Genomic DNA, 26,086 nt, shown 5'->3' with positions numbered 1-26,086 from the left:
TTCTCCCCATTCCTCGTTCATCGTGACACTATATACGGCTACGGGGTGAGAGGCCGATGGAGCGCCCCGTGTCAGGCGGGGCGGATGCAAGTGCGGTTGTTCCGACGAAATATCCGATTGAATCTCGCGCTTCAGGGCGGCGGTGCGCACGGCGCATTCACCTGGGGCGTGCTCGATCGTTTGCTCGAGGACGACGAGCTCGAGATCAATTGGGTGAGCGCAACGAGCGCCGGCGCGGTGAACGCAGTCGCCTTGGCGTCAGGCCTCAGCGAGGGCGGCAAGACATCTGCGCGCAACAAACTGCGCAGCGTTTGGGAAGCCGTGCACAAAGCTGGCGTTCCCGATCTCATGCGGCTCAACCCGTTTCTTTATTCGCTGTCGCGCGCGCCGCACATGGCGCAGATGGCCAGTCTGTGGTCGCCATACGAGTTCAACCCTCTGGGCTTTGATCCGCTGCGTCGTCTGCTGTCGGACAGCATCGACTTTGAAAAGCTGCGCTCATCTTCGCCCATCGAGCTGCTCATCGCCGCAACCGAGGTGTCCAACGGACGCGCGCGCATCTTTCGCCGTCACGAGATAACCGTCGACAGCGTCCTCGCTTCGGCCTGTTTGCCGACGCTGCATCACGCGGTCGAGATCGACGGTGTCGCGTATTGGGATGGTGGCTTCTCGTCCAACCCCGATATCAAGACACTGGCCATGGAGAGCCCGGTCGAGGACACGATCATCGTCCAGCTCAGCCCGCTCGTGCGCGAGGGCCTGCCGACCGGCGTGCGCGAGATAGCGCTGCACGTCAATCGTATTGCTTTCAACGCGCCGCTTGTGCGCGAGATCGAGTTGATCGAAACGGTGCGCGAATGCCAGCAGGGCCGGTTCGGCGGACCGCGCGGCCCGTACGCACGATTGGCAACGCATCGCTTCCACCTCATCGAGGCAGGCCGGCACACCGCGTCGCTCAGCCCCGAGAGCACCATGAAGCCGGACTGGTCGCTGCTTAGCCAGCTGTTCGGCGCAGGCCGCGATGAAGCCGAAAAGTGGCTCAGTCGCCACCGCTCCAGCATCGGCCGCCGCTCGACGGTGGACCTCAAGGAGCACTTTCTCAACCCCGAGCGCGAGGGCGATGCTTCGGCGGATACTGCCGGCAAACACGGGTCCGTTAAAGCGAAGCTAAGTGCTGCGGCCGATGTGACCGACTGAATATAGCGCTCGACTGTGACGCAGGCGCGTGGCTAACATGCCCAGCGAAAGTTGGAGTGCGCGCGCGTCATGTGCCACGGCCTGCAAACGCAAATCAGCGGCCAGTATTCCGCGGCCTGTCTGACCTGCATCAGCGGGCCACACACGCATGATGCGACGTCTCCTCCTCGTTCGCCGCGCCGTTCGTTTCAGACCGTCCCGAGCGCTCGCCCTTCGGAAAGTCCCGCCATTGGAGTCGCAACTATGCTGCGTTCTGTCCCGACCAAGCTTGCGCATGCCGCAGTCTATGCCCTCACCATACTGACGGCATTGGCGGCAACTGCACTACCCGGTTCGGCTGCCGAGGTGAAAGTCGCTGTCGCAGCTAATTTCACCGAGGCCGCAAAAGAGATCGGCGCGCTGTTCGAGAAGGCGAGCGGCGACAAGGTGGTCTTCAGCTTCGGTGCCACCGGCCAGCTCTTCACACAGATCACTCAGGCAGCCCCGTTCGAGGTCTTTCTCTCCGCCGACCAGAAGACTCCCAAGAAAGCCATCGCCGAGGGACTGGCGGTCGCCGACAGCTTGTACACATACGCCACCGGCCGCGTCGTTCTCTTCAGCAAGAGCAAGGACCTCGTGAAGGGCGAGGACACGCTGAAAGCCGGCAAGTTCGACAAGATCTCCATCGCCAACCCCGCCGCCGCGCCCTACGGCGCCGCAGCCGTCGAGGTGATGAAGAAACTCGGGGTTTACGATGCTCTGGCACCAAAGATTGTGCAGGGTAACAATATCGCTCAAGCATATCAGTTCGTAGACACCGGAACCGCCGAGGTAGGCTTCGTGGCTCTTTCGCAGATCATCAGGAAGGACGACGGATCGCGCTGGGTCGTTCCCGATGATCTTTACGCCCCCATCGCGCAGGACGCTGTACTTCTGAAGCGCGGCGAAGAGAACGCTGCGGCAAAGGCCTTCCTGGCTTTCCTCAAGGGACCCGAGGCCAGTGCCGTCAAGGAGAAATATGGCTATGGCACCGGCGTCGTGGCTTCGGTAGCCAAGCACAAAGAATTGGCGCCGACACCGTGAGCCGGCTGGATTGATCAGCGATGCCTGAATTCGAGCACCTGTGGTCGCCGATCAAGCTCACGCTCGAGCTGGCAACGCTGACAACCATCCTCCTCCTGTGCGTCGGCACACCCATCGCTTGGTGGCTCGCGCGCTCCCGTGCGCCGTGGAAAGAAGCGGTCGCTGCTGTCGTCGCACTGCCGCTGGTCCTGCCGCCGACAGTGCTCGGCTTCTATCTTCTTCTGCTGCTCGGACCGAACGGCCCCGGCGGCTCCATCGGCAGCCTTTTCGGTTTGCGCTCGCTGGCCTTCACGTTTGAAGGCTTGGTCATCGGCTCGGTCATCTACTCGATGCCGTTCGTGGTCCAGCCGATCCGCAATGCCTTCGAAGCATTCGGCGATCGCCCGCTCGAGGTCGCCGCCACGCTGCGCGCCTCTGATTGGGATGCGTTCTGGTCCGTCGCCCTGCCGCTCGCCCGCCCGGGATTCCTCACCGGCGCGGTCCTGGGCTTCGCCCATACCGTGGGCGAGTTCGGCGTCGTCCTCATGATCGGAGGCAATATTCCGGGCGAAACAAAAGTGCTGTCGGTCGCGATCTACGACTACGTAGAAACGCTTCAATGGACCCAGGCGCACGTCCTCGCCGGTGGCATGCTCGTGTTTTCCTTCGCGGTGATCCTCTCCGTGATGCTGTTTGAAAAGCGGCTTGGGCGCGTAGGCAAATGAAGGCCGACAGAGCCGCCATCGAAGCAAAATTTTACGGCCCACTCGGCGACTTCCACATCGACGTGGCATTCACCGCGCCCGGTTACGGCGTCACCGGCCTCTTCGGTCCGTCAGGTTGCGGCAAGACGACGGTCCTGCGCTGCATAGCCGGCCTCAACCGCCTCTCGGGGAAGCTGCGCGTCGACGGAGAGCTTTGGCAGGACGATGCCAGCGGCACCTTCCTCAAGACCTACCAGCGCCGTATCGGCTACGTCTTCCAGGAGGCAAGTCTCTTCCAGCATTTGTCCGTGCGCGAAAACCTGCTGTACGGGTCAAAGCGCGCCAAGGAGGATGGCCCCGCGCCGATCAGCTTCGATGACGTTGTGGCGATGCTGGGTATCGGCCATCTGCTCGGCCGCGCGCCCGGCGCCCTCTCCGGCGGCGAGCGCCAGCGTGTTGCTATCGGCCGAGCCTTGCTGTCGCGCCCGCGCGTGCTTCTCATGGACGAGCCGCTCGCCGCGCTGGACCGGATGACGAAGGAAGAGATCCTTCCGTATCTCGAAGCGCTGCGCGAAAATCTCTCCATTCCGATCTTCTACGTCAGCCACGATATGAGCGAGGTCGAGCGCCTCGCCGACACGCTCGTGCTGCTCGACAAGGGACGCGTCGCAGCCCTGGGTCCCCTCTCGGAGCTGCAATCGGATCCGGCGCTGCCACTCCTGCGCATGCCCGAAGCCGCCGTCATGCTGGAAGCGCGCATCTCTGCCATCGACGAGAATTACGCTCTGACGAGCCTCGACATCGCCGGCGGAACCCTTGTCGTGCCCGGCCGGCGTGGAAAACTGGGCAAGCGTTGCCGCATTCGCATCAGCGCGTCCGACGTTGCCTTTGTGCGCGGGCCCGTTCCTGAAACCTCGGTCCTCAACTATCTGCCCGTCCGCATCGTCTCGATCACACCGCCCAATGGCGACGACCCGCAGCTCAATCTTGTCGCAGCGCTTGGTGAAGATGGCACTGGCGCGCGCATTGTCGGGCGCATTACCCGCAAATCGCGCGATGTGCTGATGCTGGAGCCAGGCTCGCAAGTGTACGCGCAGATCAAGAGCGTCGCATTGCTCTCCTAGAGTTTTCGCAGCCATATGAGCGCATCGGCCTGCCACAGCGCGGGCCACGCCGCAGCGCAACCATTGCGCAGTGAATGTGTTATGTCTCGAATGAGGCGAAGACAAAGGAGGGCTCGTGCAGCATCGGCCTGCGGAAACGGCAGTAGATCCCCAGCAATCGGATGATCTGCTGATAACGATGTTGGCGCCGATTGCAGCGCTGCTGTTCAGTGTTTCCCTGTTGCTGATGGGCATTGGCCTTCAGGGCACGCTTCTCCCCGTTAGCGGCAACATGGCGGGCTTCTCCAGCGTCGATCTGGGTCTGCTCGGCACGGCTTACTTCCTCGGTTTCATGATTGGCTGCATGCACGGCACGCGGCTCGTGCGTCGCTCCGGTCACATCCGCGCCTATCTGGCAATGACATCGCTCGCGGCAGTCGTGGCGCTGCTGCACGCGCTCTACGTGGAACCTGTCGCCTGGTGGGTGCTCCGCGCTACCAGCGGCTATTGCTTCGCGGTTCTCTACATCGTCATCGAGAGCTGGCTCAACGCGCGTTCCAATAACCGGACACGCGGCACGGTGTTCTCGGTCTACACCGCCATCAATCTCACCGTCATCACTGTCGGACAGATGATGCTGGTGCTCGCCGACCCGCAATCTTTCACGCTGTTCGCCTTCGCTGCAATTCTCGTATCGCTCGCGGCACTGCCGATCGCCTTCACCGGTTCCGCGTCGCCTGAGCAGCCTGAATCCGTGCACCCGCGCATCGCCAAGCTGTTTCGTATTTCACCCGTCGGCGTTGCGGGCTGTTTCGCGGTCGGCTTGGCGAACGGTGCATTCTGGGCGCTGGGGCCAATCTTCGCGCAGAACGAAGGTTTCACCATCAGTGAAATCGCTGCGTTCATGAGCGCTGTCGTGCTGGGCGGCGCGCTGGCGCAATGGCCTCTCGGCAGCTTGTCCGACCGCATGGATCGACGCATCGTCATGGTCGCCGCAGCAGCGATTGCCGCTCTCGCCGCCGTTCTGCTGATGATCGTCGATACACCCGACAAGCTTTTTATGGTGATCGGCGGGGCGGTATTCGGCGCCGGTGCCTTTCCGCTCTATACCCTCGCCGTCGCCCACGCCAACGACTTCGCCGATGCATCCGAAGCCGTCGAGGTGTCGTGCGGCTTGCTGCTCGTCTACAGCGCTGGAGCGGCCATCGGCCCGCTGCTTGCCTCGGTCGGCCGCGAAGTTGCCGGCGCGCCTTCGCTGTTCTTTTTCACCGCGTCCGTGCACATCGTGCTGATCGGCTATGTTCTTTGGCGCATCTCCCAGCGAATGGCGCCCGAGGCCGAGCATCGCGTCACGTTTAGCGAATCCGCCATCGCTGCACAGACCGTGCTTTCGATCGAACCGGCTACGGTCAGCAGTGAGCCTGAGTCAGATCCAGCCCCCCAGGCTGAACCGGAGCTGCCGCCAGGTTCCGAAGGATTGACCAAGCCCGACGCCGGCCGCAGCACGCCTTAGCGCTTAGCCGGCGCCTGCAGAATGAACGCGCCCACCGCGTCGACAACTCCGGGCGCGATGGGGAGAGCTGCGTTTGCATACGTTGCAAGGTTCGCCGCCCGGTCATCCGTGGCGACGACCTTCAACACGTGATTGACGTCCGCCAGCAGCACGAGCTGCGCGTGCGCACTGGCACCCTTCAGCCGATCGGCGTCCGCCGATGTCACCTGTATGTCCCGCGCGCCCTGCACGATCAGCACGGGCTTATCGATGCCACCGAGCAGCTTGGCCGGATCATACGCCATCACGTCACGCAGATAGCCCTGCACTGCCGGTGCGAATAGAGGCAGCAGCGCAGGATCGAGCTTCCCCACATCGACGCTGCCGCCAGCCTCGAGCGTAGATATCGCATCGAGCGCTGGCTCCAGCAGCGGCGCATTGGCGGCATTGCTGCGTAGCTGCTCGCGCAGCACATCGCCGAACCGTCGGCCCGGCGTCGCAACGAGAATAAGCCCGCAGATGCTCTTATCATCGCCTGCCGTAAGCGCGACGAGGCCACCCTCGCTATGCCCCAGCACCCACGCGCAATCCGTGCCGCTCTCCGCGCGCGCCTTCCGCGCCCACGCGCGCACGTCGTCGGCATATTCGCCGATCGTCACCTTGTTGGGATCGGCGATCGCGTGCCGGCTGCCGAACATCCCGCGCTTATCGATGCGCAACGAGTTGATGCCGCGCGCCGCCAGCGCCTGCGCCAGCAGCCGATACGTAGAAGCAGCGACACCCAGCGGATTGTTGCCGTCGCGGTCGGTGGGCCCCGAGCCCGGCACGATCACCACGACCGGCGCTTTCGCCTGCGCCAGAAGCAACGTGCCCTGCAACGGCCCGGCCGGTCCCGGCACTTCGACGACGCGTTCTTCAGTCATCGCCGCGGCCGCGAGCAGCCCCGTCATACTCATCGCCATTACACAGCAGGCCCATAGCCTTCGCATCGTCAGCCCACGAGTCGCGCATAACCCTGCGCCATCGTCTCGTCGATCAGCTTCTTGTAAGCGTCATAGCTGGCGTGCGCCGGCGTGATGTCGCCGAGGTTGCCGTCGAAGCTCTCCCGCTTGGCGTACACGATTGGTGTCGCCACCGGCACCAGCATGGCGCCATGCTTGTGAATGGTGGTGATGATCCCGCGCATCTCACCGAAGCGATCCACCTGCGAGACGACGATCATCCGCATCGCCCCTTTGGTGAGCGAGACGAGGTGGATGAACATCGACGACGACGGCACGTAGAGCCGTCCGCGATGCGAATAGGGCGCGTCCGGCCGGTCGCGCTCCTGAAACAGCAGGCTCGGCCACTCGGGGTCCCAGGTGATGTCGGTGCGATAGGCAACGATGCAGTCCGGCCGCGAAAACGACGAGCGCAACGTCACGTAGCTGCCGATGTAGTGATCGACCGCGGCGCGCGTATAGGCGCCCATGTAGAGCGGCGCCACCTCGCTGCCGTTCTCGCCCTGCAGTTCAGGTGGACCCGAGGCGCTGACGGCGCCTGGCCCGTTCCAGCTGTCCCTCAGCTTGTCGAAGTCGAGCCCCAGCACCATGCACACGTCGAACAGCGTCTGGTCGCGCACCGACCGGCCGCTCAGCAGGTTCTGGATGGTCTTCTCGTGGCAGTCCGCCGCGTCCGCAAGTTGTGCCTGCGTAAGCTTTTTTTCGATCATGGCGGTCTTGATCTGGGCGAGAGCGGAATCGCGCACAGATCGGGGCACGTTGACCTTCATGGACGGGCTCTGCCTCGGATTGGTCGCTGTTGCGAACTGAATTTGCCGGAATTTACCGGCAATTCTCTGTCCTGGGCAAACGGAACCACGCGCTAGCTGCGTTTCCCTGATGTTGGGGGTTGGGCACCTCGTCTTTCCGATGGGGTGAGGGCAGTGTTGAAGTGGTTTCGTATCGGCGCGCGGTGGGCGCGTCGTTGCCATAGGAGCTCAACGTCATGAAGGCCCCGGTCTCTGCTATCGAGAGCCATTCCATCGAGAGCGACCTGAAGCATCTCGCCAGCCCGTGCGCGGCGGTCTGTGTCGCCTTGGGAGGTGCAGCGGTCGTCGTCGCAGCCATGCTGCTGATCAGCATCCCCGAGTTCGACCTCGCAAGCCTGATCCCGAATTTTGCCACCACCCTGCAGAGCCTCGTCATCGGCTGACGGGTGCGGCCTTCGCAACAAAAAGGGCGGCCGGTGAGTTCACCAGCCGCCCCTTCATTTGTCTTCGTAGAAGCGCTTAGTTCTTTGCGATGCGCTCGACAGTGACCGGAGCGACGCCGGCCGACTTCATGCCGATCACGCCGGCAGCCGCGCTCGACAGGTCGATGATGCGGCCGCGAATGAACGGACCACGGTCATTGATCGTCACGACCACGGACTTGCCGTTGCGCTTGTTGGTGACGCGCACCTTCGTGCCGAACGGCAGCGTGCGATGGGCGGCGGTCATGGCGCCCGGGTTGAAGCGCGCACCCGACGCGGTCATCTGGCCCTGCCAGTAGTAGGAAGCCATGCCGCTCTGCGTGGACGTCACGCGCCCCGTCGTCTCGGTCTCGACCTTGCGGACGGCGATCTCGGCCTTCTTCTCGGAAGCGCGCGGCTTGGCGCTGTCCTTGGCGATGGAAGCCTGCTGCTGCTTTTTCTCGGGCTTCGGAGCCTCGACAGCGGCCTGCTGCTTCTTCTCCGGCAGCACGACCTTGGCTTCGCTGCGCTTCTTTGCAGGCTTCGACGTGCCCTCGTCCAGCTTGGCGACGCGCGGCGACTTGCGCTTCGTGCTGGCGTGGCGATGATGCTTGCGCTCGCCGGTGTATTCGTAAGAGCGATACGTCTTCGCGGTCGGCGCACCGCCGCAGGCAAACGCCGGGCTCATGCACTCCCACGGCGCGTTTTCGGCGTTGGCCGGCGCGGCTGCCACGAAACCGAGCGTGGCGATGCTTAGCGCGGAAATAACAATCGTCCGCATTCTTCTACTCCTCTTGGCGGGCGGCGGGCTCGGGACAAAGGCGTTCCTGGGACCAGCGCGTCGCATCAGGACCCGCTGGAGGCGCTCTTTTCAGTGGCGCTGCTTTTGGTGGGTGGAACTGCTTCTGTGTGACCGTCCGGAGCCGAACACCAGAACCCGTTCAGCCGCCCTCGCGATGTCTTGGGGTGTGCCCCCCGTTCTGGTGCGCGCTACGGACCATCGCTAATTGTGGCGGTCAATGCTTCAATTTGAGAGACAGTTTCGCAACATTTTAAGGAATGCTGATGCTGAAAGGAGTTAGCTGCTCCGCGGTGTCATCCAGGCGCGACCGCGCGCCGCAGGTGGAGGCGCGTTTGCATCGGCTGACGTTGCCGCGTTCACGCACCACGCGTATTTTGTCCGCGCGGTATGACGCGTTGCCACTCGTGACATAATCGGAGCGCCGTCTCCATTGCCTTGGAGGCAACGCATGTACGCGCGTCCGGATCATGACGATCTACCACCGTCCGGTCCGCCATCGTTTCGCAACCTCGTCGCTGTTTTCGGCAAAATCGGCTTATTGTCCTTCGGCGGTCCTGCGGCGCAGATCGCGCTGATGCACCGTGAACTCGTCGACGAGCATCGCTGGCTCGATGAGCGGCGCTTTCTCTCCGCGTTGAGCTTCTGCATGCTGTTGCCGGGCCCCGAGGCAATGCAGCTCGCAACTTACGCTGGCTGGCGCTTGCATGGTGTGCGCGGCGGCCTCGCTGCAGGCTTGCTGTTCATCGCGCCGGGTGCCGCGCTCGTGCTGGCGCTGTCCATCCTTTACGGCGCCTTGGGGCACACACCGACAATGGCCGCGCTGTTCGTCGGCGTGAAAGCCGCGGTGCTTGCCATCGTCCTTCAGGCGCTCATCCGCGTCGGACACCGCGCACTTAAGGGGAGCACCGACTGGCTGGTCGCCGCCGCGGCGTTCATCGCCATCTTCTTTTTCAACCTGCCGTTCCCGCTCGTCATCGCGGGCGCTGCCGCGGCAGGCTATTTCCTCTCCAGTGGCGCGCCTCCGGAGACCGCCGCGCCGCTGCCATCCGTAATGCCGGCACAGACGGCAAGGACGTTGCTGCTATGGCTCGCCATATGGATCGTGCCATTGCTGCTCGTCGCAGTCGTCTTTGGCTCCGATCATGTCCTCTCGCAGCTTGCGTGGTTTTTCTCCAAGCTCGCCGTTGTCACCTTCGGCGGCGCTTACGCCATTCTCGCCTACATGGCTCAGGCGGTCGTCAGCGGATACGGCTGGCTCACCCCGGGTGAAATGCTGGACGGTCTCGGTCTTGCCGAGACCACCAACGGCCCGCTCATCCTCGTCACCGAGTTTGTCGGCTACATCGCAGCGTTGCGCGCAGGTGGCATAGCGCTCGGCATCGCTGGCGCACTGGTGACGCTATGGGCGACGTTCCCCCCGAGCTTCATGTGCATCTTCGTCGGCGCGCCTTACGTCGAGCGCCTGACGCATTCGCCGCGCCTTGCTTCGTCTCTCCGCATGGTGACGGCCGCAGTGGTCGGCGTCATCGCCAACCTGTCCCTGTGGTTTGCGCTCCACGTGCTGTTCACGCGTATCGACGAGGTGCACGTCGGGCCATTGCGCCTCTTCGTGCCGCAGCCTTCGAGCCTCGATCCAGTCGCGTTGACCCTGTCGGCGCTCGCCGTCGTGCTCATTTTCGGGCTGCGCCGCAGCATCGTCGAGACGCTCGCGGTCTGCGCCGGCGCAGCGCTGATCTGGCTCTCGCTCGCCTGAGCCCTACAGCCAGCCCTTGCGCCGGAAATAGATGATCGGCCCGATCGCCGCGACGGCCATCAGAAACAGCGCCCATGGATACCCGAGCGTCCATTCGAGCTCCGGCATATGCCGGAAGTTCATGCCATAGACCGAAGCCACCAGCGTCGGCGGCAGCAACACCACCGCCATCACCGAAAACAGCTTGATGATCTGGTTCTGCTCGATGTTGATCATGCCGAGCGTGGCGTCGAGAATGAAGCCGATGCGCTGCGACAGGTATTTCGTGTGCTCCATCAGCGAAGCGATGTCGCGCTGCGCACCTTTGATGCGCTGCCGCGTGCGGGGATCATCGCCGCGGTCCTTCGTTGCCTGCATCAGATAGTGCAGCAGGCGGCTGACGGAGGTGGCGCTGTCCTCGGCACGCGCGGTGATGTCACCGCACTTGCCGATCCGCCTCAGCATCACGTCGAGGCGCCGGTCGCGCGTATGCTTTCCGCCGCGCAGGTCGAACACCGATTGCGCCAGTCGCTCCACCTCATCCTGGATCCGCTCGATGAGGTCGGCCATGCGGTGCACGATGGAATCGATCAGCCCCACCATGATGGTCGCGCCGGTCGTGCACGGGGCATCGCCCTTTTCGACGCGCTGCAGATAAAGCGGGAAGGCCTTGGGTTCGGCATAGCGCACCGTCACCAGCCGGTCGCCCGCCAGAATGAATGTGACGGGCGTCGTCTTCGGAACCTGCGCTTCGATGTCATAGACGATCGAAGCCGTCATGAAGTAGGCGCCGCGCTCCTGATAGAACCGGTTCGACGGCTCGATCTCGCGCATCTCAGCGCGCGTCGGAACATCGATCGACAGAGCCTCTTCGACGAACCTGTCTTCTTCGGGTGTCGGCTGTAGCAGGTCGATCCAGACGCTATTGCCAGTCAGCGGCACGCCCGGCTGATGGGTGGTCAACACCCGCCCGTTCGACTCGTAGGTGGTCATCATGCGCGCATTCTCCGGCGCAACGGGGCTTCCTTCCGCGGCTTCCTACGCTGCTTGCGCGACAGGCGCAACAGTAAGCGGCAATGAGGCATATCCGTTTGGCGCGGGCTTGTCGCCGACGCACCGCCGGTCCGTTCACCCTCACGCGTAGCTTATGGCCCGCCGCACCGGACGGTCCTGGCGGGGAGGGGCGGCATTCGGATACTCGATGCGCAGGCGCCACAATTTCATCCGGCCGCCCTCGGCCTTAAGTCCGGCTGTCACATTGGCGTCACCGGAAGCAAATCTCGCCACGAACCGCACGCTGACCGATCTGTTAATCAGCGCGGCTAGCCGATCCGCCAGCTTCCCGATCGATGGATTGCCGACAGGAAGCTTCCACAGCGGCTCGACCCGGACGGTCTCGATGCGCACGAGCGGCCCCAGCGACCGCGCTACCGAGCCATCGCCCGCGACCTGCGGTGACAGCTCCTCCAGAGCCTCCTGCGAGCAGTAAGGCGCGACGCTCGCAAGTTTCCAGTCGCTCGCCAACGCGTGCGTTATCTCCCGTGCCAGATCTCCGTAAGCTTCGCGCCGGCTGTCGATGTCGGCGGCGACGCTTGCAAGAAAGCTCAAGCTGAAAAGCGACAGCGCCGAAAAGACCAGTCCGACAATGGAAAACAACGTCGTTGGCATGCATGGCCCCGAGCATCGCACCGCCCACCATCGCTATAGGCGTGGCGGCCAGCCGTTATCGGAGGCAATATCGCAGGTGGCTTCCCCGGGCGCTGTTCCTGTTGGCACAACAGCGCTGGGGCGCCGATCATCCGACGAGCCGTGGATCCTCGTTGTCGTGCGCGTGCCCGACGGCCGTCAGCAGCGCTTTGTCCACCTGCTTGGGATCGAGAAGCACCTTGCCATCATGGATGCTGCGGATGGCGGACCTGGGGACGCGAAACTCGCCGTTGTTCTCGACGTAGACCATGATGTGGTCGGGCGAAGTCTCGCGCACGGCGCCAATGCCTTCCTGGCCCTCGGCAAGGAATACCATGAGGCCGATTTCGAGTGGTTCGCTCATCATTCCTCCAGCAGGTTGCGCCATCCGTCAAAGCCGTGGCGAGTTTCTGTCTCCAGAACGCTCGGGGCAAGCAGAGGTTGCGCCGCACCGTCCTAAAGGACTGTTGCGCAAAGCCGAACGTCGGTGCAGCGGCGATCGATCCGGCGGGGCCGGCGGAGCTTACTCCGCCGCGGCCTGCCCGGCGTGCCCGAGCTTCACGTTGAGCTTGTTGATAAGGTCCGTCGCCGCTTCCGGGATATTGGTGCCCGGACCGAACACGGCCTCAGCACCCGCTTCGAACAGCGCGGGGTAGTCTGATGGCGGGATGACGCCGCCAACGACCACCATGATGTCATCGCGCCCTTCTTTGCCGAGGGCGGCCTTGAGGTCCGGCACCAGCGTCAGATGCCCGGCAGCCAGCGACGACACACCGATGATGTGCACGTCGTTCTCTACCGCTTGGCGCGCGGCCTCGTCCGGGGTCGCGAACAGCGGCCCGATGTCAACGTCGAAGCCGAGGTCGGCAAATGCCGAGGCGATCACTTTCTGGCCGCGGTCGTGGCCGTCCTGGCCCATCTTCGCAATCAGGATACGCGGACGCCGGCCCTCGTTCTTGTCGAACGTCTCGACGAGCTGCAGAACCTTGGCGACGTTTGCGTTCATGCTTCCGGCCTCCGACCGGTAGACGCCGGAAATGGCGCGGATCTCGGCGCGGTGACGGCCGAACACTTTTTCCATCGCGTCGGAAATCTCACCGACACTGGCTTTGGCGCGCGCCGCCTTCACGGCGAGGTCGAGCAGATTGGCGTTGCCGGCGGCGCCTTCGGTAAGCGCCTGCAGGGCCGCCTGCACTTCCTTCTCGTTACGCTCCGCGCGCAGACGCTGCAGCTTGGCGATCTGCTGCTCGCGCACACTCTTGTTGTCGACCTTCAAGATGTCGATCTGCGCTTCGTCGCTGACGCGATACTTGTTCACGCCGACGATGGTCTGCTTGCCGCTGTCGATGCGCGCCTGCGTGCGTGCGGCGGCCTCCTCGATGCGCATTTTCGGAATGCCGGCGGCGATTGCCTTGGCCATGCCGCCGAGCCGCTCGACTTCTTCGATGTGAGCCATCGCCTTCTGCGCCAGCTCATAGGTGAGCCGTTCGATGTAATAGCTGCCGCCCCACGGATCGATGACGCGGCACGTGCCGGTCTCTTGCTGCAACAGCAGCTGCGTGTTGCGGGCAATGCGTGCCGAGAAGTCCGTCGGCAGCGCGATAGCTTCGTCCAGCGCGTTGGTGTGCAGTGACTGCGTATGCCCCTGCGTCGCCGCCATGGCCTCGACGCACGTGCGCGTGACGTTGTTGAATACGTCCTGCGCCGTCAGCGACCAGCCCGAGGTTTGGCTGTGCGTGCGCAGGCTGAGCGAGCGGTCGTTGGCGTTGAACTCTTCCTTGATGAGCTTCGCCCAGAGAAGACGCGCGGCGCGCATCTTGGCGATCTCCATGTAGAAGTTCATGCCGATCGCCCAGAAGAACGACAGGCGCGGCGCGAAGGCGTCGATGTCGAGACCGGCCGCGACGCCGGCGCGCGCATATTCGATACCGTCGGCGAGCGTATACCCGAGCTCCAGGTCGGCGGTCGCGCCGGCCTCCTGCATGTGATAGCCGGAGATCGAGATCGAGTTGAACTTCGGCATATTCTTCGACGTGTAGCCGAAGATGTCCGAGATGATGCGCATCGAAGGTTCGGGCGGATAGATATAGGTGTTCCGCACCATGAACTCTTTGAGGATGTCGTTCTGGATCGTGCCGGACAGTTTCTCCGGCGGCACGCCCTGTTCCTCGCCCGCGACGATGAAGAGCGCCAGTACCGGAAGCACCGCGCCGTTCATGGTCATCGACACCGACATCTGCTCCAGCGGGATGCCGGAGAACAGCGTGCGCATGTCGTAGATGGAATCGATCGCGACGCCCGCCATGCCGACGTCGCCGCGCACGCGCGGGTGGTCGGAGTCATAGCCGCGGTGGGTCGCAAGGTCGAAGGCGACCGAAAGGCCTTTCTGGCCAGCGCGGATGTTGCGCCGGTAGAACGCGTTGGAATCCTCGGCCGTCGAGAAGCCGGCGTACTGGCGCACCGTCCACGGCTGCAGGGCGTACATGGCCGGGTACGGCCCGCGCAGATACGGCGGAATGCCAGGGAAGGTGCCGAGGAAGTCCAGATCGGCCGTGTCGGCGGCGGTGTAGACGGGCTTGATGCCGATCCCTTCGGGCGTTTCCCACGCGATCTCGTCGCTGGCAGGTGCCGTCCCGGAACCCGCTGAGCCGCTGTCGAGGGCAATTTTCGTGAAGTCGGGAAGCCCTGTCATTCCTTCGCCTTGAACCTTTCTGGCTGGGTCTTAAGTCGCGTCGCCGCTGGCTAGCACGAAGATAGCAGAAACGCACCAGCCTGCGCCGGGGCGCAGCGTCGCCGCGGGGCTCAGTTTGCTCAATTTCGGGCGTCTGGCCAATGGTCTTGCTGCATGGCAGCACCCGAGCCAGCCAAGAGTCTGTAGGCAAGGGGCCGCCCCAGCTCCGGAGAACGGCCTTACGAAGCCGCCCGGTCCAGATCTTCCAGATCTTTGAGAAAATCATGCAGCAGGTCGGAATCGTGCTCCTGCCGAAGCTCGATCACGTTGCCGTCCGCCAGGCGCCACAGGTGGTGGAAGGTCGTGTCGAGGATCTTGCCCGAGCGCTTGTGGCAAAAGGTGGCGCGCACCTCAACCGACGCGACATCGCCGTCGAAACTGAACCGGCCCGGCTCGAAAACGAGAATGTCGTATTCGTCCAGAAACTTGTGACAGATGAGGGTGAATTCCGCACGGCTGCGCGGACGTTCCGGATCGACTGGGTCGTTCGGCAGGTACGCCTTGAAGAGAAAGTCGTCACCAAGGTGAGCCACAGCATCCGCGAGACGCCGCTCGCGGTAATGCCGATAGAAGCTTTGGAGTAGCTCAGCAGTGTCCATGAGCAGCCCGTCGCGACGGAGGCAGGAATGGCGGGTACGTCGCGTCACCCTAAAAAAGTGCTTACATGCAAGCGCCGGACGACGCCGACAGGCGGTGAGCTAATATCGACCGCAGGAATTGGCGGATTGTCAGTGCACACCGCGATCTCTATTGCACTTTTGTTGAACGACGGCCACTGCAAAACAGGTAATATAGTACATAAGTCGTGCGTATGTTGCAGGACTCGGCTGCTCTTGCGTGGAGGCCCCACCCGTCATGAGGTAATGGGGACGCCTCGAGGGAACGCAATGACTGCAAAAGAAAACCTGAGACGGAGCCGGGAAGCGCTCGCTGGACTCGCGGGCAACGCAAGGCGCAATTGGCGCTTCCTGCTGGGCGCCATAATAGCCGGTGGTGTGATTTGGGCGGCCATCGAGGCCAGCGATCGCCAAGGCCGCTTCGACATTCCATCAGGTTACGCCGTGCGCATGACGTGCGAGCCCGACCCGGAATCGCCGTTGTGGAACGGCGGTTGCGAACGCGTTGCAGCCGACATCGCTCGCAAGGATAAGCCCGGCTTCGTCGAACTATACCGCGCCTTCGTCACCGTCCATCACCGGTACATTCCGAGCCCCGCGACCCGCAGCCGTTTCCGCGGCGTCCCCTGTGATCAAGGCTTTGACCTCGACGCTGCACTCCGCGGCACACGCTACGTCTTCGTTCCGCTCCGCGTGCACTTTGCCGGGGCATGCACGGTCGCCGAGGTCCAGGCCATCATGACCGAAATCGACGAACGCGACCGTGCGCTGCTGACCATCGAGCGGGCCGGACTGAGCCACTCGGCGCTCTACGCCGGCGCCCTCGCCAACCTCACCGAGCCAGTCGTCATATTCGCCGCCGCGGCGATCTTGGCGGCCCTGATCATCCTCTAGCTACCCGCAAACGGGGAGCGTCCGGCCGGGCCACCCGCAAAATTGAGGTCTTTCATGGCGTTATTTTCCTGCGGGGGTGCGGCCCCCCGGTCATTGTGCGGCTTGACGTGAATCGCCTAACCTTAAGTGATTCAGGGGTGCTCCATGCGATTGAACACAGCGTCAGCCATTCTCGGTCTAGCTCTCACGGCGGGCCTTTATGCCACCGCGCCTGCAAGCGCGGGCTGGTTCCATCGCGACAGGGATCCTGACGCGCCGGATCGCTATCCCTACGTTTACGAAACGCCGCGCTATTATCCCTACTACAACTCGGGAGACTGGCGCCCGGCCGCCGAGATGCGTCAGCCGCGGCCCTACTACATCCAGCCGCCGTACTACCCCGCGTGGGGCTATCCGATCGGCTGCGAGGACAACTGCGAGCAGGCCCCGCTGAAGTAGCCGGGCGTCTCCGTTCCCTGATTCGACGAAATCCTTGCTGCACGGCTCTTGAGGCCGTGCATCTCGCGTTTGTGCTGTCCAACGCCGGACGCACGGTCTGCCTTGACGCAACAAAAAAACGCCGCCCCGCGATCTGCCGGACGGCGTCAGTCTGATTCAAAAACCGTGAGCGCTCACTTCACGTCGAGCAGCTCGACGTCGAACATCAGCGTCGCGTTCGGCGGGATCACACCGCCTGCACCGCGCGCGCCATAGCCGAGAGCGGCAGGGATGATCAGCGTGCGCTTACCGCCCACCTTCATGCCGGCAACACCCTCGTCCCAGCCCTTGATCACCTGGCCCTGACCAAGGCGGAACGAGAAAGGCTCGCCCCGGTCGACCGAGGAGTCGAACTTCGTGCCCTTCGTGCCATTGTTATACAGCCAGCCGGTGTAGTGCATGACGCACAGCTTGCCGGCCTTTGCTTCGGCGCCGGTGCCGACCTTGCTATCGGCGAGGATCAGTCCGGAATCCGTCACGGTAGGGGCTCCTTGTGCAAGCGTGGGAGTGGACGCGGCGGTCATCGAGACGCCGAGCAGGGCAATGAGCGCGAGGGCCACAGCGGCGCCCCGACGCGATAAAGCGGCCATACGTTTCCTCCGATGAGTTCCTAACGCCCGCAGTTACTTCGCGCGGCGCTGGCAGTCCAGCCACTTAGCGACGACCGTGCGGTCGTGGAACTGAATGGCCCCGCAGTTCTGGCAGACCACCATCAACACGTCCACTGGAGCCGCATCGGTCGGCAGGCTCGTCGCCGTGGCCGGCGCCCGCTGGCAGGTGATCGACTGCACGTCGAGATCGCACTGGGACCGGAACCTGCCGCAAGCAGGGCAGGCGGTAATGTGCTTGCCGAACAGAAATCGCTCCACGTCGGCTTTGGAGATTTCACGGGTGCATGTTTCTGACATCATGGCATCCCCCATGGCGTTTCCTTTGTATTCACCGTATGCGCACGCTGCACGCGAGGCAAGACAAAGCGTCGCACCAAGATCAGGCACCGAATGCGCGCATCTCGGACAATCCGCTCTGTTCAGAGACATTAGCCAGCCGAGCCGATCCCTCGCTTGTGCTGCATCAAAGGGCGCCCGGCGCGCCTGACTTTTCCGATCTCAAATGTTCGAAAGAAATGGATTGGGCACTGCCCGTGCAGCGCTGGTGACCTTGAACACCCGTCGTGGGACAATCACCTCAACGTCGGAGACGAGCGTGACGCCTTCAGACATAGCCCTCATTGCGAGGTCCAATGCGTGCCATTCTGCGTTCAGCTCTGCTGCTTCTTCTTCTCGCTGGAACCGCCAACGCCATGATGCCTCCCGAGGTCTATCGCAAGGCGCGGGAAGGCGCGCCCTATCATGTGCAGATCGCCATCACCAAGGTCGACGCGCCGAACAAGGAACCCGGCACTTGCCTGGTCGAGGGCCAGGTGCTGCGCATCTTCAAGAATGCGACCGGCGAACTGGCTCCAGACGAGATCGTCAGCTTTGCCGTGGCCTGTCACCGCAAAGGTGAAAGGGTTCCCATCGGAGGCACCGTCTGGCTCGACACCGATGCCCTCGAGCATGCCGACTACATGGAGGTCTACCTCGCCGGCACCGCTGCAGGGATGGCGGTCCCGTTATGGAACTACAGGATCATCGATCACCTGTCCGACACGCCCCAGTTTCCGGTCGAATAGCCCTGATGAGCGGGGCTTTCGCTGAAAATATGGGCAATCTCCGATTTTATTTTTTCGCCTGAGAACCAAATTCGCTCCAGGAGATTTATATGCCGCGCACTGAGCAAGGGTAGGCTCGGGGCGACTTTAGACGCGCCAGGAATTGATTGCAGCGGGAGCCCCATGAAGCTGTTCGCCTGTCAGAATTGCGGTAACCCGCTCTACTTTGAAAACACGCGCTGCGAGCGCTGTCAGCATAACACCGGCTACATTCCCGAGCTCGAAGTCATAAGCGCGGTAAAGCCGGACGCAGACAAGTGGATCGCACTAGCCGATCCCGGCAAGCGTTACCGCTTCTGCGCCAACTGGGAGGTGCATGCCTGTAACTGGCTCGTGCGCACCGACAGCGGCGCCACGCACTGCCGCGCCTGCCAGCACAACCGCACCATTCCTGATATCTCAGATCCCTCGCACCACGCTTTGTGGCAGCGGATCGAACAGGCAAAGCGCCGCCTCGTTTATTCGCTCATCAAGCTGAAGCTTCCGATGCCCTCGCAGGCGAGCGGTGAACAGTCACCGTTGGTGTTCGACTTCCTCGCCGACGCTCCCGAGCAGCGGATCATGACGGGCCATGATGATGGTATCGTCACCATCTCGCTGCGCGAGGCCGATGACGTAGCGCGCGAACAGACGCGCACGTTCCTGCACGAACCCTACCGCACATTGCTCGGTCACTTTCGGCACGAGGTCGGGCACTATTATTGGGATCGGCTTGTGCGCGATGGTGGCGAGTTGGAGAGCTTCCGCGCCGTCTTCGGCGACGAGAGCTCCGATTACTCCGCCGCGCTCCAGCACTATTACGACAACGGCCCGGCGCCGAACTGGCAGCTCAATTTCGTCTCCGCATACGCGACGATGCACCCCTGGGAGGACTTCGCCGAAACCTGGGCGCACTATCTGCACATCGTCGACACGCTGGAGATGGCGTACGCGTTCCATCTGTCGGTAAATCCGCGCATCGAGGAAGCGCCGAGCGCCACTGTCGATCACAATCCCTATCGCGCAGCGAATGTCACCGCGCTGATGGAGGCGTGGCTGCCGATCACCTTTGCGGTCAACAGCCTCAATCGAAGCATGGGTCAGCCCGACCTTTATCCTTTCATCATTTCCGAGCCGGCCATTGCCAAGCTCCAGTACGTCCACGATCTCATCCATGGAACGCTGGCAAAGCCCCAAGAGCCGAGCAAGCCGCAGCCCGCGAAGCAGAAGAGCGGATGGCTGCGCGCCAAGCGGCTTATCGGTGCAGCCTGACGATGTGACGAGCGATACGCGCCGTTCGAACGGGCTCACGCGTCGAGTGACAGCGTGAGCCTGTTCCATTCTACGATCAGCAGCGGCTGCGCAGATGAGATCATCGTCACCGCGCGCCTGACCTCGCGACACGCGCTCTCGCTTCCGTTGCACACCAGCGTCATCGCATCGACGATGGCACCGCTCGCATCTGGAATGATGACGATACCGACACTCCCTTCCGGCCCGAATGCCGCAACGCGCGCCACCGGCCCTGGCGCGGAGAACGTGCCGCTCGTGACGATATCGAACGCCTCCAGCCGCGCCGCCAATGCCGTAATGGTGTCAGCAAACGACAGGCGCAGCGAAGCCAGCGTCATCGGCGCCTCTGCGCGCACGTAAATATCGGTCCAGCCGCCATCGCCGCCCGCTGCATGCGCTGTCGCAAAGCGTGCGATGCGCGCAAATTCTGCCTCGCACCAAGCGCGGCAAGAGGCCGGAAGCACCTCAATCTGGCCCCAATCGTCCTCGTGCACGAACAATTCGCGCGGCGATTTTTCGTTTTTCACCCAGCGTTTCATCAATCGTCGGAGCATTGCGGCCATCGCTCGCGGTCGTGTCATGCCCCAATTTACGGGCCTTTCGCCGCTACTCATGAAGCATTAGGGCCACACTGATCGCGCCAAACTCCATTTGAGCAAATGCGAGACGACTCGCCACGGGAAAGCGCCGCTAATCTGCCGCGAGCAGGGGTGCAATAGCGGGGTTAACAGATCATTTCTCGGGGGAAGATCAGTATGGGGACCAGCTTTCCGGTCGTGCGCGTCGTACGCGCACTGGCTGCAGCCGTCGCGCTTGTGTCATGCGCCGGCATTGCCAACGCCGGACCCTACAGCGCGCGTCGTTGCGCTGGCGTCGACTACAACGCGATGGTCCTCGACATCATTGCCGGACTGCCTACGGGCGGCGGCTACAGTATTGGCTCCGATTTCGTGGCCCCGACGCTGCAAGCGCACAACGTCGGCAACGGTCGCTGGGAGCTGCGCGTCTACGACGGTCATCCTTCACACTGCACCAGCGCCACTTACGCGCTGTTCGCTCACCTTGTCGCGACGCTGCAGAACGATGGCCGGATCAATCTGACGCCAGATCAGCTGCGCACGCTGGACGCCAGGCAGCGCGCCGCCGATGGCACGCAACTGGTCGACGGCCAGGGCCTGTTCGGGATTTTCAATTCAAATGGCGCGGGCGCTGCCGCTCTCTTCAAGCACACCGGCGTCGGCATGAGCTTCCGCGACGACAAGCTCGCCTACGCACGCCCTGGCGACTTCCTGAAAATGTTCTGGAACGACAATGTCGGCGCTTCCGAAAGCGGCCATCAGGTCGTGTATCTCGGCCAGCGCCAGGTCGACGGCCGGGACATGATCTGCTTCTGGGGCAGCCAGCATCAGCGCGTGAAGAAGCGCGGCGGCCGCAAGGAACAGCTCTACTTCCCCGCCAAGGCTGGAGCAAAAGTCTCCAACGGCTACGGCCAAGCCTGCCGCCCGCGCACCGACATCAAGGACATGATCTTCTCGCGCATCACCTGCATGGAGCATCTGTCGGCTGGTCTCGACACGATGCAGGCACAGGCGAATGCAGCAGCCTCCGGCCCGATCGGCGTCTCCCGTCCGTTCGTCGACGAGTTTCTCTATTCGCTGCGCCGCAAGTCGTCCGATCAGGCAACGCTCGATCGCAAATACGACATCACGACCGTGTCGCCGTCGCTCGCCAATCTCGCCGCGGCTCCCCGATAGCCGCCGCGCCTCGGCCCCTCAGCCTTCGACGTCCGTGATCACGTTCGCTTGGCGCAGCTCCCGCACAGTGGGGTACCAGACGTCATCGGCTGGCGTGGCGAAGATGCGCGTGGTGAATTCTTCCGGCACGCCGGCGCCCTGCAGCAAGTTCGCGGCGTGCGCCTGTAAACGGTCGAGCGCGACCTGCGTATTGCCAGCCATGGCATGAAACCCGAGCTTCGCGCCCTCTCCCAGTATGCGTTGATTGCCGCCCATGAACGCATAGATGCATGCGCTGCCGCACATCGACGTCGTGCTGGTATCCAGATTGCGGGCTCGGATCATATCTCCAAGACGCAATCCCACGGCATAGTGCCCGCCGGGGCTATCCAGCACGACATTCGTGATGTTGGGATTGTCGCGCAAAGCCGCCACGAATTCGTCGTGCAGGCCCCATGACATGAACCCGGTGATGACGACCGTATCGCCATCGACAGTGACCGAGTGCTCCTGCTGTCCGATCCAATCGGCATCGGTCGCCTCGGCGTAATAGCCGGCCATATTGCCGGGCAGTCCTGCAAAAGCGAACAGAGCTAGTGCAAGGCTCGACAGCGCGACCGCCCGGCCCATCCAACGCGTGAACCAGGAGCGGCTTGGCGCTTTCGTCTTCGATGTTGCACGCCAGGTGCCAACCAGCTGCCATGCCGTCACCGCCGCGATCAGCGCAAACAGCAGTGCAGCGATGAGCATGCTGTTTGACGGTGTCTGCCCGATCGTGAAGTCGCCCAGCCAGCTCAATCCGCCGAGCATGACGATCCAGGGCAACAGCAGAGAAATGACGAGCACGCTGAGCCAGAACGGGGCATCCCCGCGCCACTGCTTCGAAATGAATTTCAACATAAGTCACCGGCATTGGACCGCTGCAGCATCTTAATCGACACGCGCGTTCTCAGAAATCGTCCTTGCGCGGAGACTTAATCCGGGTGAGCGTAGGTGCGCACGGCCTTTTTTGTGGGGATCCATTTTCATGTATTGCTTGCCGCTCGCGCGCATCCTTGGGATGTGCACCTTCGTCGTTGCGTTCGCCCATCCGCAATTGGGACCCGATGCGCTCCGGCTTCCTCACCCGGGCCTTGCCTCTGCCGAAGACGCCGGTGGCGCCGAAAAAGAAGCGTTCTCCGAAGCCAAGGAGCTTGGCACGCGCGAAGCATGGGACGCCTACCTCGCCAACTTTCCAACCGGCTTTCACGCCGACATGGCGCGCGCATACCTGAAAAAGCTGGAAGGCTCCCAGCAGGCGGAGACACCCGCGCCACCGCCGGCCGCTGCGCTGCCGCCCACCGATGACTTTCCCATCGTCGCCGGTTCGTGGGGCGGCGTTGTTCGCGCCGGTCCCGGACAAAGCTACAAGAAGCTCGACAGCCTGGAGGAGGGCCAGTCCGTCACGCTGATGGCGCGCACGGACGTGATGGAGGACGGCTATCCCTGGTTCAAGATTGCCTATGCGGACGACAGCAGAGGCTACCAGTGGGGCGGCATTCTCTGCGCCGTCGGTACCGAGCGCCCCGACGTCTATAAGACGTGCCCGTCCGAAAAGAAGGCCAAGAGCACTGAAAGCAACAAGACCTCAAAGACCGCCAGCAAACCGAAGAGCTGCTCCAGCGGCCGCGTCATGATCGAAGGCAAGTGCATCAAGAAGACTTCCGCCGTCTCCTACTGCGGCCCAGGCTTCCGGCCCGAAGGCGGCAAATGCGTCCCGGGCTATAAGGCCCCGTCCGCCAATGCTCCGCTATCAGGCGAACAGAGGAAGGCCGTGGGCAAAGGGTGTCCGAAGGGCCAGGTCTGGAACTCCGCCGAAGGCTGTCACTACGACGACTGACCCGCAACGCCGGCCAACGCTCGGCTGCGATTTTTCCGGCGTCCATAGAGATGGGCGCCGCTGAAATCGCGCCACAATCAGGATGTTATATCATCCGAATTGTCCTAGACGGGAGATCGACCATGAAGCCGTCCACGTCCGCGCTCATCGGCGCCATCCTTGCTTCGGGCGGGTGCCTGAGCCTGCCCGCCGTCGCCTTTGCCTCCGAAACCGCCGCAGCGACGTCTGCTGCATCCCAGTCCGCCTCTACCGCCGCCACGCTGGGGGATTCAGCCGGCACCTGTCACGCGGGCGGGCACGCTCATTCATCGACCTGCAACTGCGCCCGCTGCGCCGCCGCTTCCGAAACGCGTTAACCCCCTTCGACGCAACAGCCTCGCTCTGTAGGCGCGATCACGTCGCGGCAGCCTGCGCCCGCGACGGATTGCCTTGCGCGATCGCTAACCATGCACCCATCCGCGTTGACCTAAATCAAAAAACGCAAGTCGAATGCGACGTCTTAGTTCGTTGACGGCTGCTCCAAGTCATTGCCCATTGCCGCCGTCCCGAGGGCTGCACGCAGTGCCGCGCTCGCGAAATCCTTGACCCAGCCAGGCCGCGTTTCGGCGGCCTAGCCACATCATCCCATTCGACGAGCATTGGAGACGAGACGATGACTGTTGCCGACCCTAGCGTTGTGTTCGCCGATGGCAGCCTGCGCGGCCGCTACATCCTTGCCGTGGCGAACGCGCTCATGGCCGCCGTGGTCGGCACGCTCACGCTCGGCATCGGCTACGGCATCGTCGGTGCGCTGGTACTGGCCCTGCTGCCCTTCATGCCGGTCATCGTGCCCGCACTGGTCGACTTCGTGAAAGAGAGCCCGTTCGGCGCAGCGCTGGGCGCGTTCCTTCTGGTCTGGATTCTCGGCGGCATCTTCATCGGCCTGAAGTTCGCCGTCGGCGTCGCGCTCGTCCTTGCGCCGACCATGATCCTGCTCATCGTCATCCTGACATTCGGCAAGCCGATCCCCGCCGGCCACCACTGACGCGCCGGCGTGCGCGCCTGCGCCCCTTAAGCAAGCCGCAAAGCACTTGCTGCTAGCTTGCTTCACGCACGCCCACGGGCGTGCGTGAAGCGCGCGTGGCGGGGTGTGACGTGGCTGGGATAGAGATTGCCGAAATCGGCAGCTTTCACGTCGGCGGAGGCCTCACCAAACTCGAGGGCATGCCGCCCCGCGATCGCGTCAGCACCCCCGGCGGCCCGGTCTATCACGTCGACCAGAACGGCGAGATCGTCGCCGGCCAGATGTACGTCCAGTTCCACAAGCTGGCATCGCCCCGCGCCCGCGCGCCGTTGCTCTTGTGGCACGGCGGCGGCATGACCGGCGCCTGCTGGGAATCGACACCGGACGGCCGCCCCGGCTGGCAGACGTTCTTCCTGCGCGCCGGCTTTAACACCTACGTCTGCGACGCCGTCGAGCGCGGCCGCGCATCCTGGGCGCCCTATCCGCAGATCTATCCCGAGGCACCGTACTTCCGCACCGCCAAGGACGCGTGGGAGGACACCTTCCGCTTCGGCCCGCGCGGCTCGTGGCATCCTGATCCCACGCAGCGCCGCACGTATCCCGGCTTGCGGTTTCCGGTCGATGCCTTCGAGGCATTTCTCGCGCAAGGTGTGCCGCGCTGGGCCTGCAACGATGCGCGCACGCTCGCCGCTTACGACGCGCTCATTCGTCGTCTCGATCCCGGCGTCATCGTGCTCGCGCACAGCCAAGGCGGCGCCTTCGCGCTCGCCGCAGCGCTCAACGCCCCCGAGCGCGTGCGCGCTGTGGTCGTGCTCGATCCGTCCGGTGCGCCCGATCCCGCAACGTCCGACGCCGCGCGCCTGTGCGGTGTCCCGCACCTCTTCATCTGGGGCGACAATTGGCAGGACAACGACTTCTGGCGCCGCTCGCGCCCGGCATCGGAGCATTGGCGCGACGCGCTTCTCGCCGCCGGCTGCGATGTCACGCACATCGACCTGCCGCAGCGCGGCATCACCGGCAACTCGCACGCGCTCATGGCTGACGACAACAGCAACGACATCGCCCGCATCGTGCTCGACTGGCTGACCGCGCGCGGCCTCGAAGGCTGATCTAATCGCTTACGCTGAAGTGACCTTCGCCGTCGCCGCTCCCGGCGGCGTGATGCCCATCGACACATAGACGCTCATCAGCTCGTCGATGCCGCCCTCCGCGGGCTCGATCCACGCGGCCGGCACATGCACCAGCGCGCCGCCGAACGGCACCGGCGCCGACGGAATGAGCACCGCCAGATATTGCTCGCCGCCGAGCGTCACGGGCGTCTTCGACGGCAGCAGTGCCAGCACGGCCGCAGTCGGCTTGCCTCCGAAGAAGCACCACGCCGGGCTCATGCCCTTCAGGCTGTCGCCGTTCTTCGTGTCGACGATCGAGACGAAGCGGCTCGCGAGGTCATAGACGTTGGAGATCAGCGGCACGCGCCGGATTAGCCGGTCGAACAGCTCCGCCACCCACGTGCCGATCTGCGAATGCACGAGCAGGCCGAGCGCATAGATCGCCGCCGCGATGATGCCGAGCCCGATCAGATATGACGCAAGTTCCGAGGTGCCCGTGCCGATGCCGATCGATCCCAGCAATCGGCCGAACCCGCTGCCCGGTCCGAGATACTGATTGAGCAGCGACAGCAGCCACGCCGTGACGAAGATCGTCAGCATCAGCGGCAACGCAGCAATCAGCCCCGTCAGAAATATCCGCCCAACCCTGCCCATCGCGCCCGCTCCCTCCGCAGCCCTGAATCCCTCCC

Annotated in this window: 30 protein-coding genes; 16 read left to right on the top strand and 14 right to left on the bottom strand. The window is 63.5% G+C overall.

The features are described 5' to 3' along the window. Positions 1-117 precede the first annotated feature (117 nt). The 5 genes from NDB2M4_RS13850 (at position 118) to NDB2M4_RS13830 (ending at position 5,558) form a co-directional block, all read left to right on the top strand. The gene (locus tag NDB2M4_RS13850) at positions 118-1,197 is read left to right on the top strand and encodes a patatin-like phospholipase family protein (RefSeq protein ID WP_072376081.1); all 1,080 of its coding nucleotides are present in this window, start codon (positions 118-120) and stop codon (positions 1,195-1,197) included. Between the two features lie 243 nt (positions 1,198-1,440). Next, a complete protein-coding gene (gene modA / locus NDB2M4_RS13845; RefSeq protein ID WP_072376080.1) occupies positions 1,441-2,259 on the top strand; it encodes a molybdate ABC transporter substrate-binding protein in 819 nt (272 codons plus the stop codon). Positions 2,260-2,279: 20 nt separating this feature from the next. Further along, positions 2,280-2,963: a molybdate ABC transporter permease subunit gene (gene modB / locus NDB2M4_RS13840; protein WP_072376079.1), complete on the top strand. Its 684-nt coding sequence runs from the start codon at positions 2,280-2,282 to the stop codon at positions 2,961-2,963. Beyond that, positions 2,960-4,066: a molybdenum ABC transporter ATP-binding protein gene (gene modC / locus NDB2M4_RS13835; RefSeq protein WP_072376078.1), complete on the top strand. Its 1,107-nt coding sequence runs from the start codon at positions 2,960-2,962 to the stop codon at positions 4,064-4,066. The genes modB and modC overlap by 4 nt, the downstream gene beginning before the upstream one ends. Before the next feature lie 115 nt (positions 4,067-4,181). Further along, the gene (locus NDB2M4_RS13830; protein WP_210186550.1) at positions 4,182-5,558 is read left to right on the top strand and encodes an MFS transporter; all 1,377 of its coding nucleotides are present in this window, start codon (positions 4,182-4,184) and stop codon (positions 5,556-5,558) included. Here NDB2M4_RS13830 and NDB2M4_RS13825 read toward each other — a convergent pair. Both NDB2M4_RS13825 and NDB2M4_RS13820 read right to left on the bottom strand, forming a co-directional pair. Beyond that, a complete protein-coding gene (locus NDB2M4_RS13825) occupies positions 5,555-6,487 on the bottom strand; it encodes an alpha/beta hydrolase (protein WP_244536177.1) in 933 nt (310 codons plus the stop codon). The genes NDB2M4_RS13830 and NDB2M4_RS13825 overlap by 4 nt on opposite strands. A 41-nt stretch (positions 6,488-6,528) precedes the next feature. Beyond that, the gene (locus tag NDB2M4_RS13820) at positions 6,529-7,308 is read right to left on the bottom strand and encodes a helix-turn-helix domain-containing protein (RefSeq protein ID WP_072376076.1); all 780 of its coding nucleotides are present in this window, start codon (positions 7,306-7,308) and stop codon (positions 6,529-6,531) included. 215 nt (positions 7,309-7,523) lie between these two features. Here NDB2M4_RS13820 and NDB2M4_RS13815 point away from each other — a divergent pair, with 215 nt between their 5' ends. After that, positions 7,524-7,730: a hypothetical protein gene (locus NDB2M4_RS13815; RefSeq protein WP_072376075.1), complete on the top strand. Its 207-nt coding sequence runs from the start codon at positions 7,524-7,526 to the stop codon at positions 7,728-7,730. A 76-nt stretch (positions 7,731-7,806) separates the two neighbouring features. Here the strand turns inward: NDB2M4_RS13815 and NDB2M4_RS20500 are convergent, their stop codons facing one another. Then, a complete protein-coding gene (locus NDB2M4_RS20500; protein ID WP_083556356.1) occupies positions 7,807-8,529 on the bottom strand; it encodes a septal ring lytic transglycosylase RlpA family protein in 723 nt (240 codons plus the stop codon). Between the two features lie 469 nt (positions 8,530-8,998). On the opposite strand from NDB2M4_RS20500, the gene chrA reads away from it, so the two are divergent. Further along, positions 8,999-10,303 (top strand): chromate efflux transporter, encoded by a 1,305-nt coding sequence (gene chrA, locus NDB2M4_RS13805; protein WP_072376074.1) that lies wholly within the window; start codon positions 8,999-9,001, stop codon positions 10,301-10,303. A 3-nt stretch (positions 10,304-10,306) separates the two neighbouring features. On the opposite strand, the gene NDB2M4_RS13800 is transcribed toward chrA, so the two are convergent. The 5 genes from NDB2M4_RS13800 to NDB2M4_RS13780 all read right to left on the bottom strand — a co-directional run bounded on the left by NDB2M4_RS13800 (position 10,307) and on the right by NDB2M4_RS13780 (position 15,298). Beyond that, positions 10,307-11,278 carry a magnesium transporter CorA family protein gene (locus NDB2M4_RS13800; RefSeq protein WP_072376073.1) on the bottom strand — a complete coding sequence of 324 codons (972 nt, stop codon included), beginning with the start codon at positions 11,276-11,278 and terminating at the stop codon, positions 10,307-10,309. A 138-nt stretch (positions 11,279-11,416) separates the two neighbouring features. After that, positions 11,417-11,950, bottom strand: coding sequence for a hypothetical protein (locus NDB2M4_RS13795; RefSeq protein WP_072376072.1), 534 nt, complete (start codon positions 11,948-11,950; stop codon positions 11,417-11,419). Between the two features lie 127 nt (positions 11,951-12,077). Then, the gene (locus NDB2M4_RS13790) at positions 12,078-12,332 is read right to left on the bottom strand and encodes a hypothetical protein (protein WP_072376359.1); all 255 of its coding nucleotides are present in this window, start codon (positions 12,330-12,332) and stop codon (positions 12,078-12,080) included. Positions 12,333-12,491: 159 nt separating this feature from the next. Beyond that, positions 12,492-14,660 carry a methylmalonyl-CoA mutase gene (gene scpA / locus NDB2M4_RS13785; RefSeq protein WP_072376071.1) on the bottom strand — a complete coding sequence of 723 codons (2,169 nt, stop codon included), beginning with the start codon at positions 14,658-14,660 and terminating at the stop codon, positions 12,492-12,494. A gap of 218 nt (positions 14,661-14,878) precedes the next feature. Further along, positions 14,879-15,298, bottom strand: a complete 420-nt coding sequence (locus NDB2M4_RS13780; protein WP_072376070.1) for a nuclear transport factor 2 family protein — start codon at positions 15,296-15,298, stop codon at positions 14,879-14,881. A gap of 288 nt (positions 15,299-15,586) precedes the next feature. Between NDB2M4_RS13780 and NDB2M4_RS13775 the strand changes: the two genes are divergently transcribed. Both NDB2M4_RS13775 and NDB2M4_RS13770 read left to right on the top strand, forming a co-directional pair. After that, positions 15,587-16,210, top strand: a complete 624-nt coding sequence (locus NDB2M4_RS13775; RefSeq protein WP_072376069.1) for a hypothetical protein — start codon at positions 15,587-15,589, stop codon at positions 16,208-16,210. 144 nt (positions 16,211-16,354) lie between these two features. Continuing rightward, positions 16,355-16,648, top strand: coding sequence for a hypothetical protein (locus NDB2M4_RS13770; RefSeq protein ID WP_072376068.1), 294 nt, complete (start codon positions 16,355-16,357; stop codon positions 16,646-16,648). Between the two features lie 173 nt (positions 16,649-16,821). Here NDB2M4_RS13770 and NDB2M4_RS13765 read toward each other — a convergent pair whose 3' ends face one another. The 3 genes from NDB2M4_RS13765 to NDB2M4_RS20600 all read right to left on the bottom strand — a co-directional run bounded on the left by NDB2M4_RS13765 (position 16,822) and on the right by NDB2M4_RS20600 (position 17,919). Then, positions 16,822-17,277: an FKBP-type peptidyl-prolyl cis-trans isomerase gene (locus NDB2M4_RS13765; RefSeq protein ID WP_072376067.1), complete on the bottom strand. Its 456-nt coding sequence runs from the start codon at positions 17,275-17,277 to the stop codon at positions 16,822-16,824. A 33-nt stretch (positions 17,278-17,310) separates the two neighbouring features. Beyond that, positions 17,311-17,610 carry a hypothetical protein gene (locus NDB2M4_RS13760; protein ID WP_244536176.1) on the bottom strand — a complete coding sequence of 100 codons (300 nt, stop codon included), beginning with the start codon at positions 17,608-17,610 and terminating at the stop codon, positions 17,311-17,313. 186 nt (positions 17,611-17,796) lie between these two features. Next, positions 17,797-17,919: a hypothetical protein gene (locus NDB2M4_RS20600; RefSeq protein WP_280173536.1), complete on the bottom strand. Its 123-nt coding sequence runs from the start codon at positions 17,917-17,919 to the stop codon at positions 17,797-17,799. 11 nt (positions 17,920-17,930) lie between these two features. On the opposite strand from NDB2M4_RS20600, the gene NDB2M4_RS13750 reads away from it, so the two are divergent. Beyond that, positions 17,931-18,362: a hypothetical protein gene (locus NDB2M4_RS13750; RefSeq protein WP_072376065.1), complete on the top strand. Its 432-nt coding sequence runs from the start codon at positions 17,931-17,933 to the stop codon at positions 18,360-18,362. Positions 18,363-18,524: 162 nt separating this feature from the next. Further along, positions 18,525-19,652: a zinc-binding metallopeptidase family protein gene (locus tag NDB2M4_RS13745; RefSeq protein ID WP_072376064.1), complete on the top strand. Its 1,128-nt coding sequence runs from the start codon at positions 18,525-18,527 to the stop codon at positions 19,650-19,652. Positions 19,653-19,687: 35 nt separating this feature from the next. Here NDB2M4_RS13745 and NDB2M4_RS13740 read toward each other — a convergent pair whose 3' ends face one another. After that, a complete protein-coding gene (locus tag NDB2M4_RS13740) occupies positions 19,688-20,200 on the bottom strand; it encodes a hypothetical protein (protein ID WP_139247285.1) in 513 nt (170 codons plus the stop codon). Positions 20,201-20,428: 228 nt separating this feature from the next. Here NDB2M4_RS13740 and NDB2M4_RS13735 point away from each other — a divergent pair, with 228 nt between their 5' ends. Beyond that, entirely contained in the window at positions 20,429-21,427 is a 999-nt protein-coding gene (locus NDB2M4_RS13735; RefSeq protein ID WP_072376061.1) for a hypothetical protein, read from the top strand. Positions 21,428-21,445: 18 nt separating this feature from the next. Here the strand turns inward: NDB2M4_RS13735 and NDB2M4_RS13730 are convergent, their stop codons facing one another. Then, positions 21,446-22,306 carry a COG3904 family protein gene (locus NDB2M4_RS13730; RefSeq protein ID WP_072376060.1) on the bottom strand — a complete coding sequence of 287 codons (861 nt, stop codon included), beginning with the start codon at positions 22,304-22,306 and terminating at the stop codon, positions 21,446-21,448. 127 nt (positions 22,307-22,433) lie between these two features. Here NDB2M4_RS13730 and NDB2M4_RS13725 point away from each other — a divergent pair, with 127 nt between their 5' ends. From NDB2M4_RS13725 to NDB2M4_RS13710, 4 genes are all read left to right on the top strand, one after another. Beyond that, complete coding sequence (locus NDB2M4_RS13725) at positions 22,434-23,285, top strand: SH3 domain-containing protein (protein ID WP_072376058.1); 852 nt, start codon at positions 22,434-22,436, stop codon at positions 23,283-23,285. A 122-nt stretch (positions 23,286-23,407) separates the two neighbouring features. Next, positions 23,408-23,641, top strand: coding sequence for a hypothetical protein (locus NDB2M4_RS20045; RefSeq protein ID WP_139247284.1), 234 nt, complete (start codon positions 23,408-23,410; stop codon positions 23,639-23,641). 296 nt (positions 23,642-23,937) lie between these two features. Next, entirely contained in the window at positions 23,938-24,309 is a 372-nt protein-coding gene (locus NDB2M4_RS13715; protein WP_072376054.1) for a hypothetical protein, read from the top strand. A 110-nt stretch (positions 24,310-24,419) separates the two neighbouring features. Then, positions 24,420-25,397, top strand: coding sequence for an alpha/beta hydrolase (locus NDB2M4_RS13710; RefSeq protein ID WP_210186549.1), 978 nt, complete (start codon positions 24,420-24,422; stop codon positions 25,395-25,397). A gap of 9 nt (positions 25,398-25,406) precedes the next feature. Here NDB2M4_RS13710 and NDB2M4_RS13705 read toward each other — a convergent pair whose 3' ends face one another. Beyond that, the gene (locus NDB2M4_RS13705; RefSeq protein WP_072376050.1) at positions 25,407-26,051 is read right to left on the bottom strand and encodes a DUF502 domain-containing protein; all 645 of its coding nucleotides are present in this window, start codon (positions 26,049-26,051) and stop codon (positions 25,407-25,409) included. Positions 26,052-26,086 lie beyond the last annotated feature (35 nt).

This window comes from Hyphomicrobium sp. NDB2Meth4 (genome assembly GCF_900117445.1).
In the GTDB taxonomy this organism is placed as follows: domain Bacteria; phylum Pseudomonadota; class Alphaproteobacteria; order Rhizobiales; family Hyphomicrobiaceae; genus Hyphomicrobium_A.
Note: the sequence above shows the minus strand (reverse complement) of the source record. Positions and strands in the feature narration are given on the sequence as shown.

Coding starts and splice junctions, on each gene's coding strand:
- NDB2M4_RS13715 (WP_072376054.1), top strand. CDS start 23,938: ATGACTGTTGCCGACCCTAGCGTTGTGTTCGCCGATGGCAGCCTGCGC.
- NDB2M4_RS13760 (WP_244536176.1), bottom strand. CDS start 17,610: ATGGGGGATGCCATGATGTCAGAAACATGCACCCGTGAAATCTCCAAA.
- NDB2M4_RS13815 (WP_072376075.1), top strand. CDS start 7,524: ATGAAGGCCCCGGTCTCTGCTATCGAGAGCCATTCCATCGAGAGCGAC.
- NDB2M4_RS13730 (WP_072376060.1), bottom strand. CDS start 22,306: ATGTTGAAATTCATTTCGAAGCAGTGGCGCGGGGATGCCCCGTTCTGG.
- NDB2M4_RS20045 (WP_139247284.1), top strand. CDS start 23,408: ATGAAGCCGTCCACGTCCGCGCTCATCGGCGCCATCCTTGCTTCGGGC.
- NDB2M4_RS13790 (WP_072376359.1), bottom strand. CDS start 12,332: ATGAGCGAACCACTCGAAATCGGCCTCATGGTATTCCTTGCCGAGGGC.
- NDB2M4_RS13725 (WP_072376058.1), top strand. CDS start 22,434: ATGTATTGCTTGCCGCTCGCGCGCATCCTTGGGATGTGCACCTTCGTC.
- NDB2M4_RS20600 (WP_280173536.1), bottom strand. CDS start 17,919: ATGAGGGCTATGTCTGAAGGCGTCACGCTCGTCTCCGACGTTGAGGTG.
- modB (WP_072376079.1), top strand. CDS start 2,280: ATGCCTGAATTCGAGCACCTGTGGTCGCCGATCAAGCTCACGCTCGAG.
- NDB2M4_RS13775 (WP_072376069.1), top strand. CDS start 15,587: ATGACTGCAAAAGAAAACCTGAGACGGAGCCGGGAAGCGCTCGCTGGA.
- NDB2M4_RS13750 (WP_072376065.1), top strand. CDS start 17,931: ATGCGTGCCATTCTGCGTTCAGCTCTGCTGCTTCTTCTTCTCGCTGGA.
- scpA (WP_072376071.1), bottom strand. CDS start 14,660: ATGACAGGGCTTCCCGACTTCACGAAAATTGCCCTCGACAGCGGCTCA.
- chrA (WP_072376074.1), top strand. CDS start 8,999: ATGTACGCGCGTCCGGATCATGACGATCTACCACCGTCCGGTCCGCCA.
- NDB2M4_RS13825 (WP_244536177.1), bottom strand. CDS start 6,487: ATGACGGGGCTGCTCGCGGCCGCGGCGATGACTGAAGAACGCGTCGTC.
- NDB2M4_RS13780 (WP_072376070.1), bottom strand. CDS start 15,298: ATGGACACTGCTGAGCTACTCCAAAGCTTCTATCGGCATTACCGCGAG.
- NDB2M4_RS13795 (WP_072376072.1), bottom strand. CDS start 11,950: ATGCCAACGACGTTGTTTTCCATTGTCGGACTGGTCTTTTCGGCGCTG.
- NDB2M4_RS13820 (WP_072376076.1), bottom strand. CDS start 7,308: ATGAAGGTCAACGTGCCCCGATCTGTGCGCGATTCCGCTCTCGCCCAG.
- NDB2M4_RS13745 (WP_072376064.1), top strand. CDS start 18,525: ATGAAGCTGTTCGCCTGTCAGAATTGCGGTAACCCGCTCTACTTTGAA.
- NDB2M4_RS20500 (WP_083556356.1), bottom strand. CDS start 8,529: ATGCGGACGATTGTTATTTCCGCGCTAAGCATCGCCACGCTCGGTTTC.
- NDB2M4_RS13800 (WP_072376073.1), bottom strand. CDS start 11,278: ATGATGACCACCTACGAGTCGAACGGGCGGGTGTTGACCACCCATCAG.
- NDB2M4_RS13770 (WP_072376068.1), top strand. CDS start 16,355: ATGCGATTGAACACAGCGTCAGCCATTCTCGGTCTAGCTCTCACGGCG.
- NDB2M4_RS13765 (WP_072376067.1), bottom strand. CDS start 17,277: ATGGCCGCTTTATCGCGTCGGGGCGCCGCTGTGGCCCTCGCGCTCATT.
- NDB2M4_RS13735 (WP_072376061.1), top strand. CDS start 20,429: ATGGGGACCAGCTTTCCGGTCGTGCGCGTCGTACGCGCACTGGCTGCA.
- NDB2M4_RS13705 (WP_072376050.1), bottom strand. CDS start 26,051: ATGGGCAGGGTTGGGCGGATATTTCTGACGGGGCTGATTGCTGCGTTG.
- modA (WP_072376080.1), top strand. CDS start 1,441: ATGCTGCGTTCTGTCCCGACCAAGCTTGCGCATGCCGCAGTCTATGCC.
- modC (WP_072376078.1), top strand. CDS start 2,960: ATGAAGGCCGACAGAGCCGCCATCGAAGCAAAATTTTACGGCCCACTC.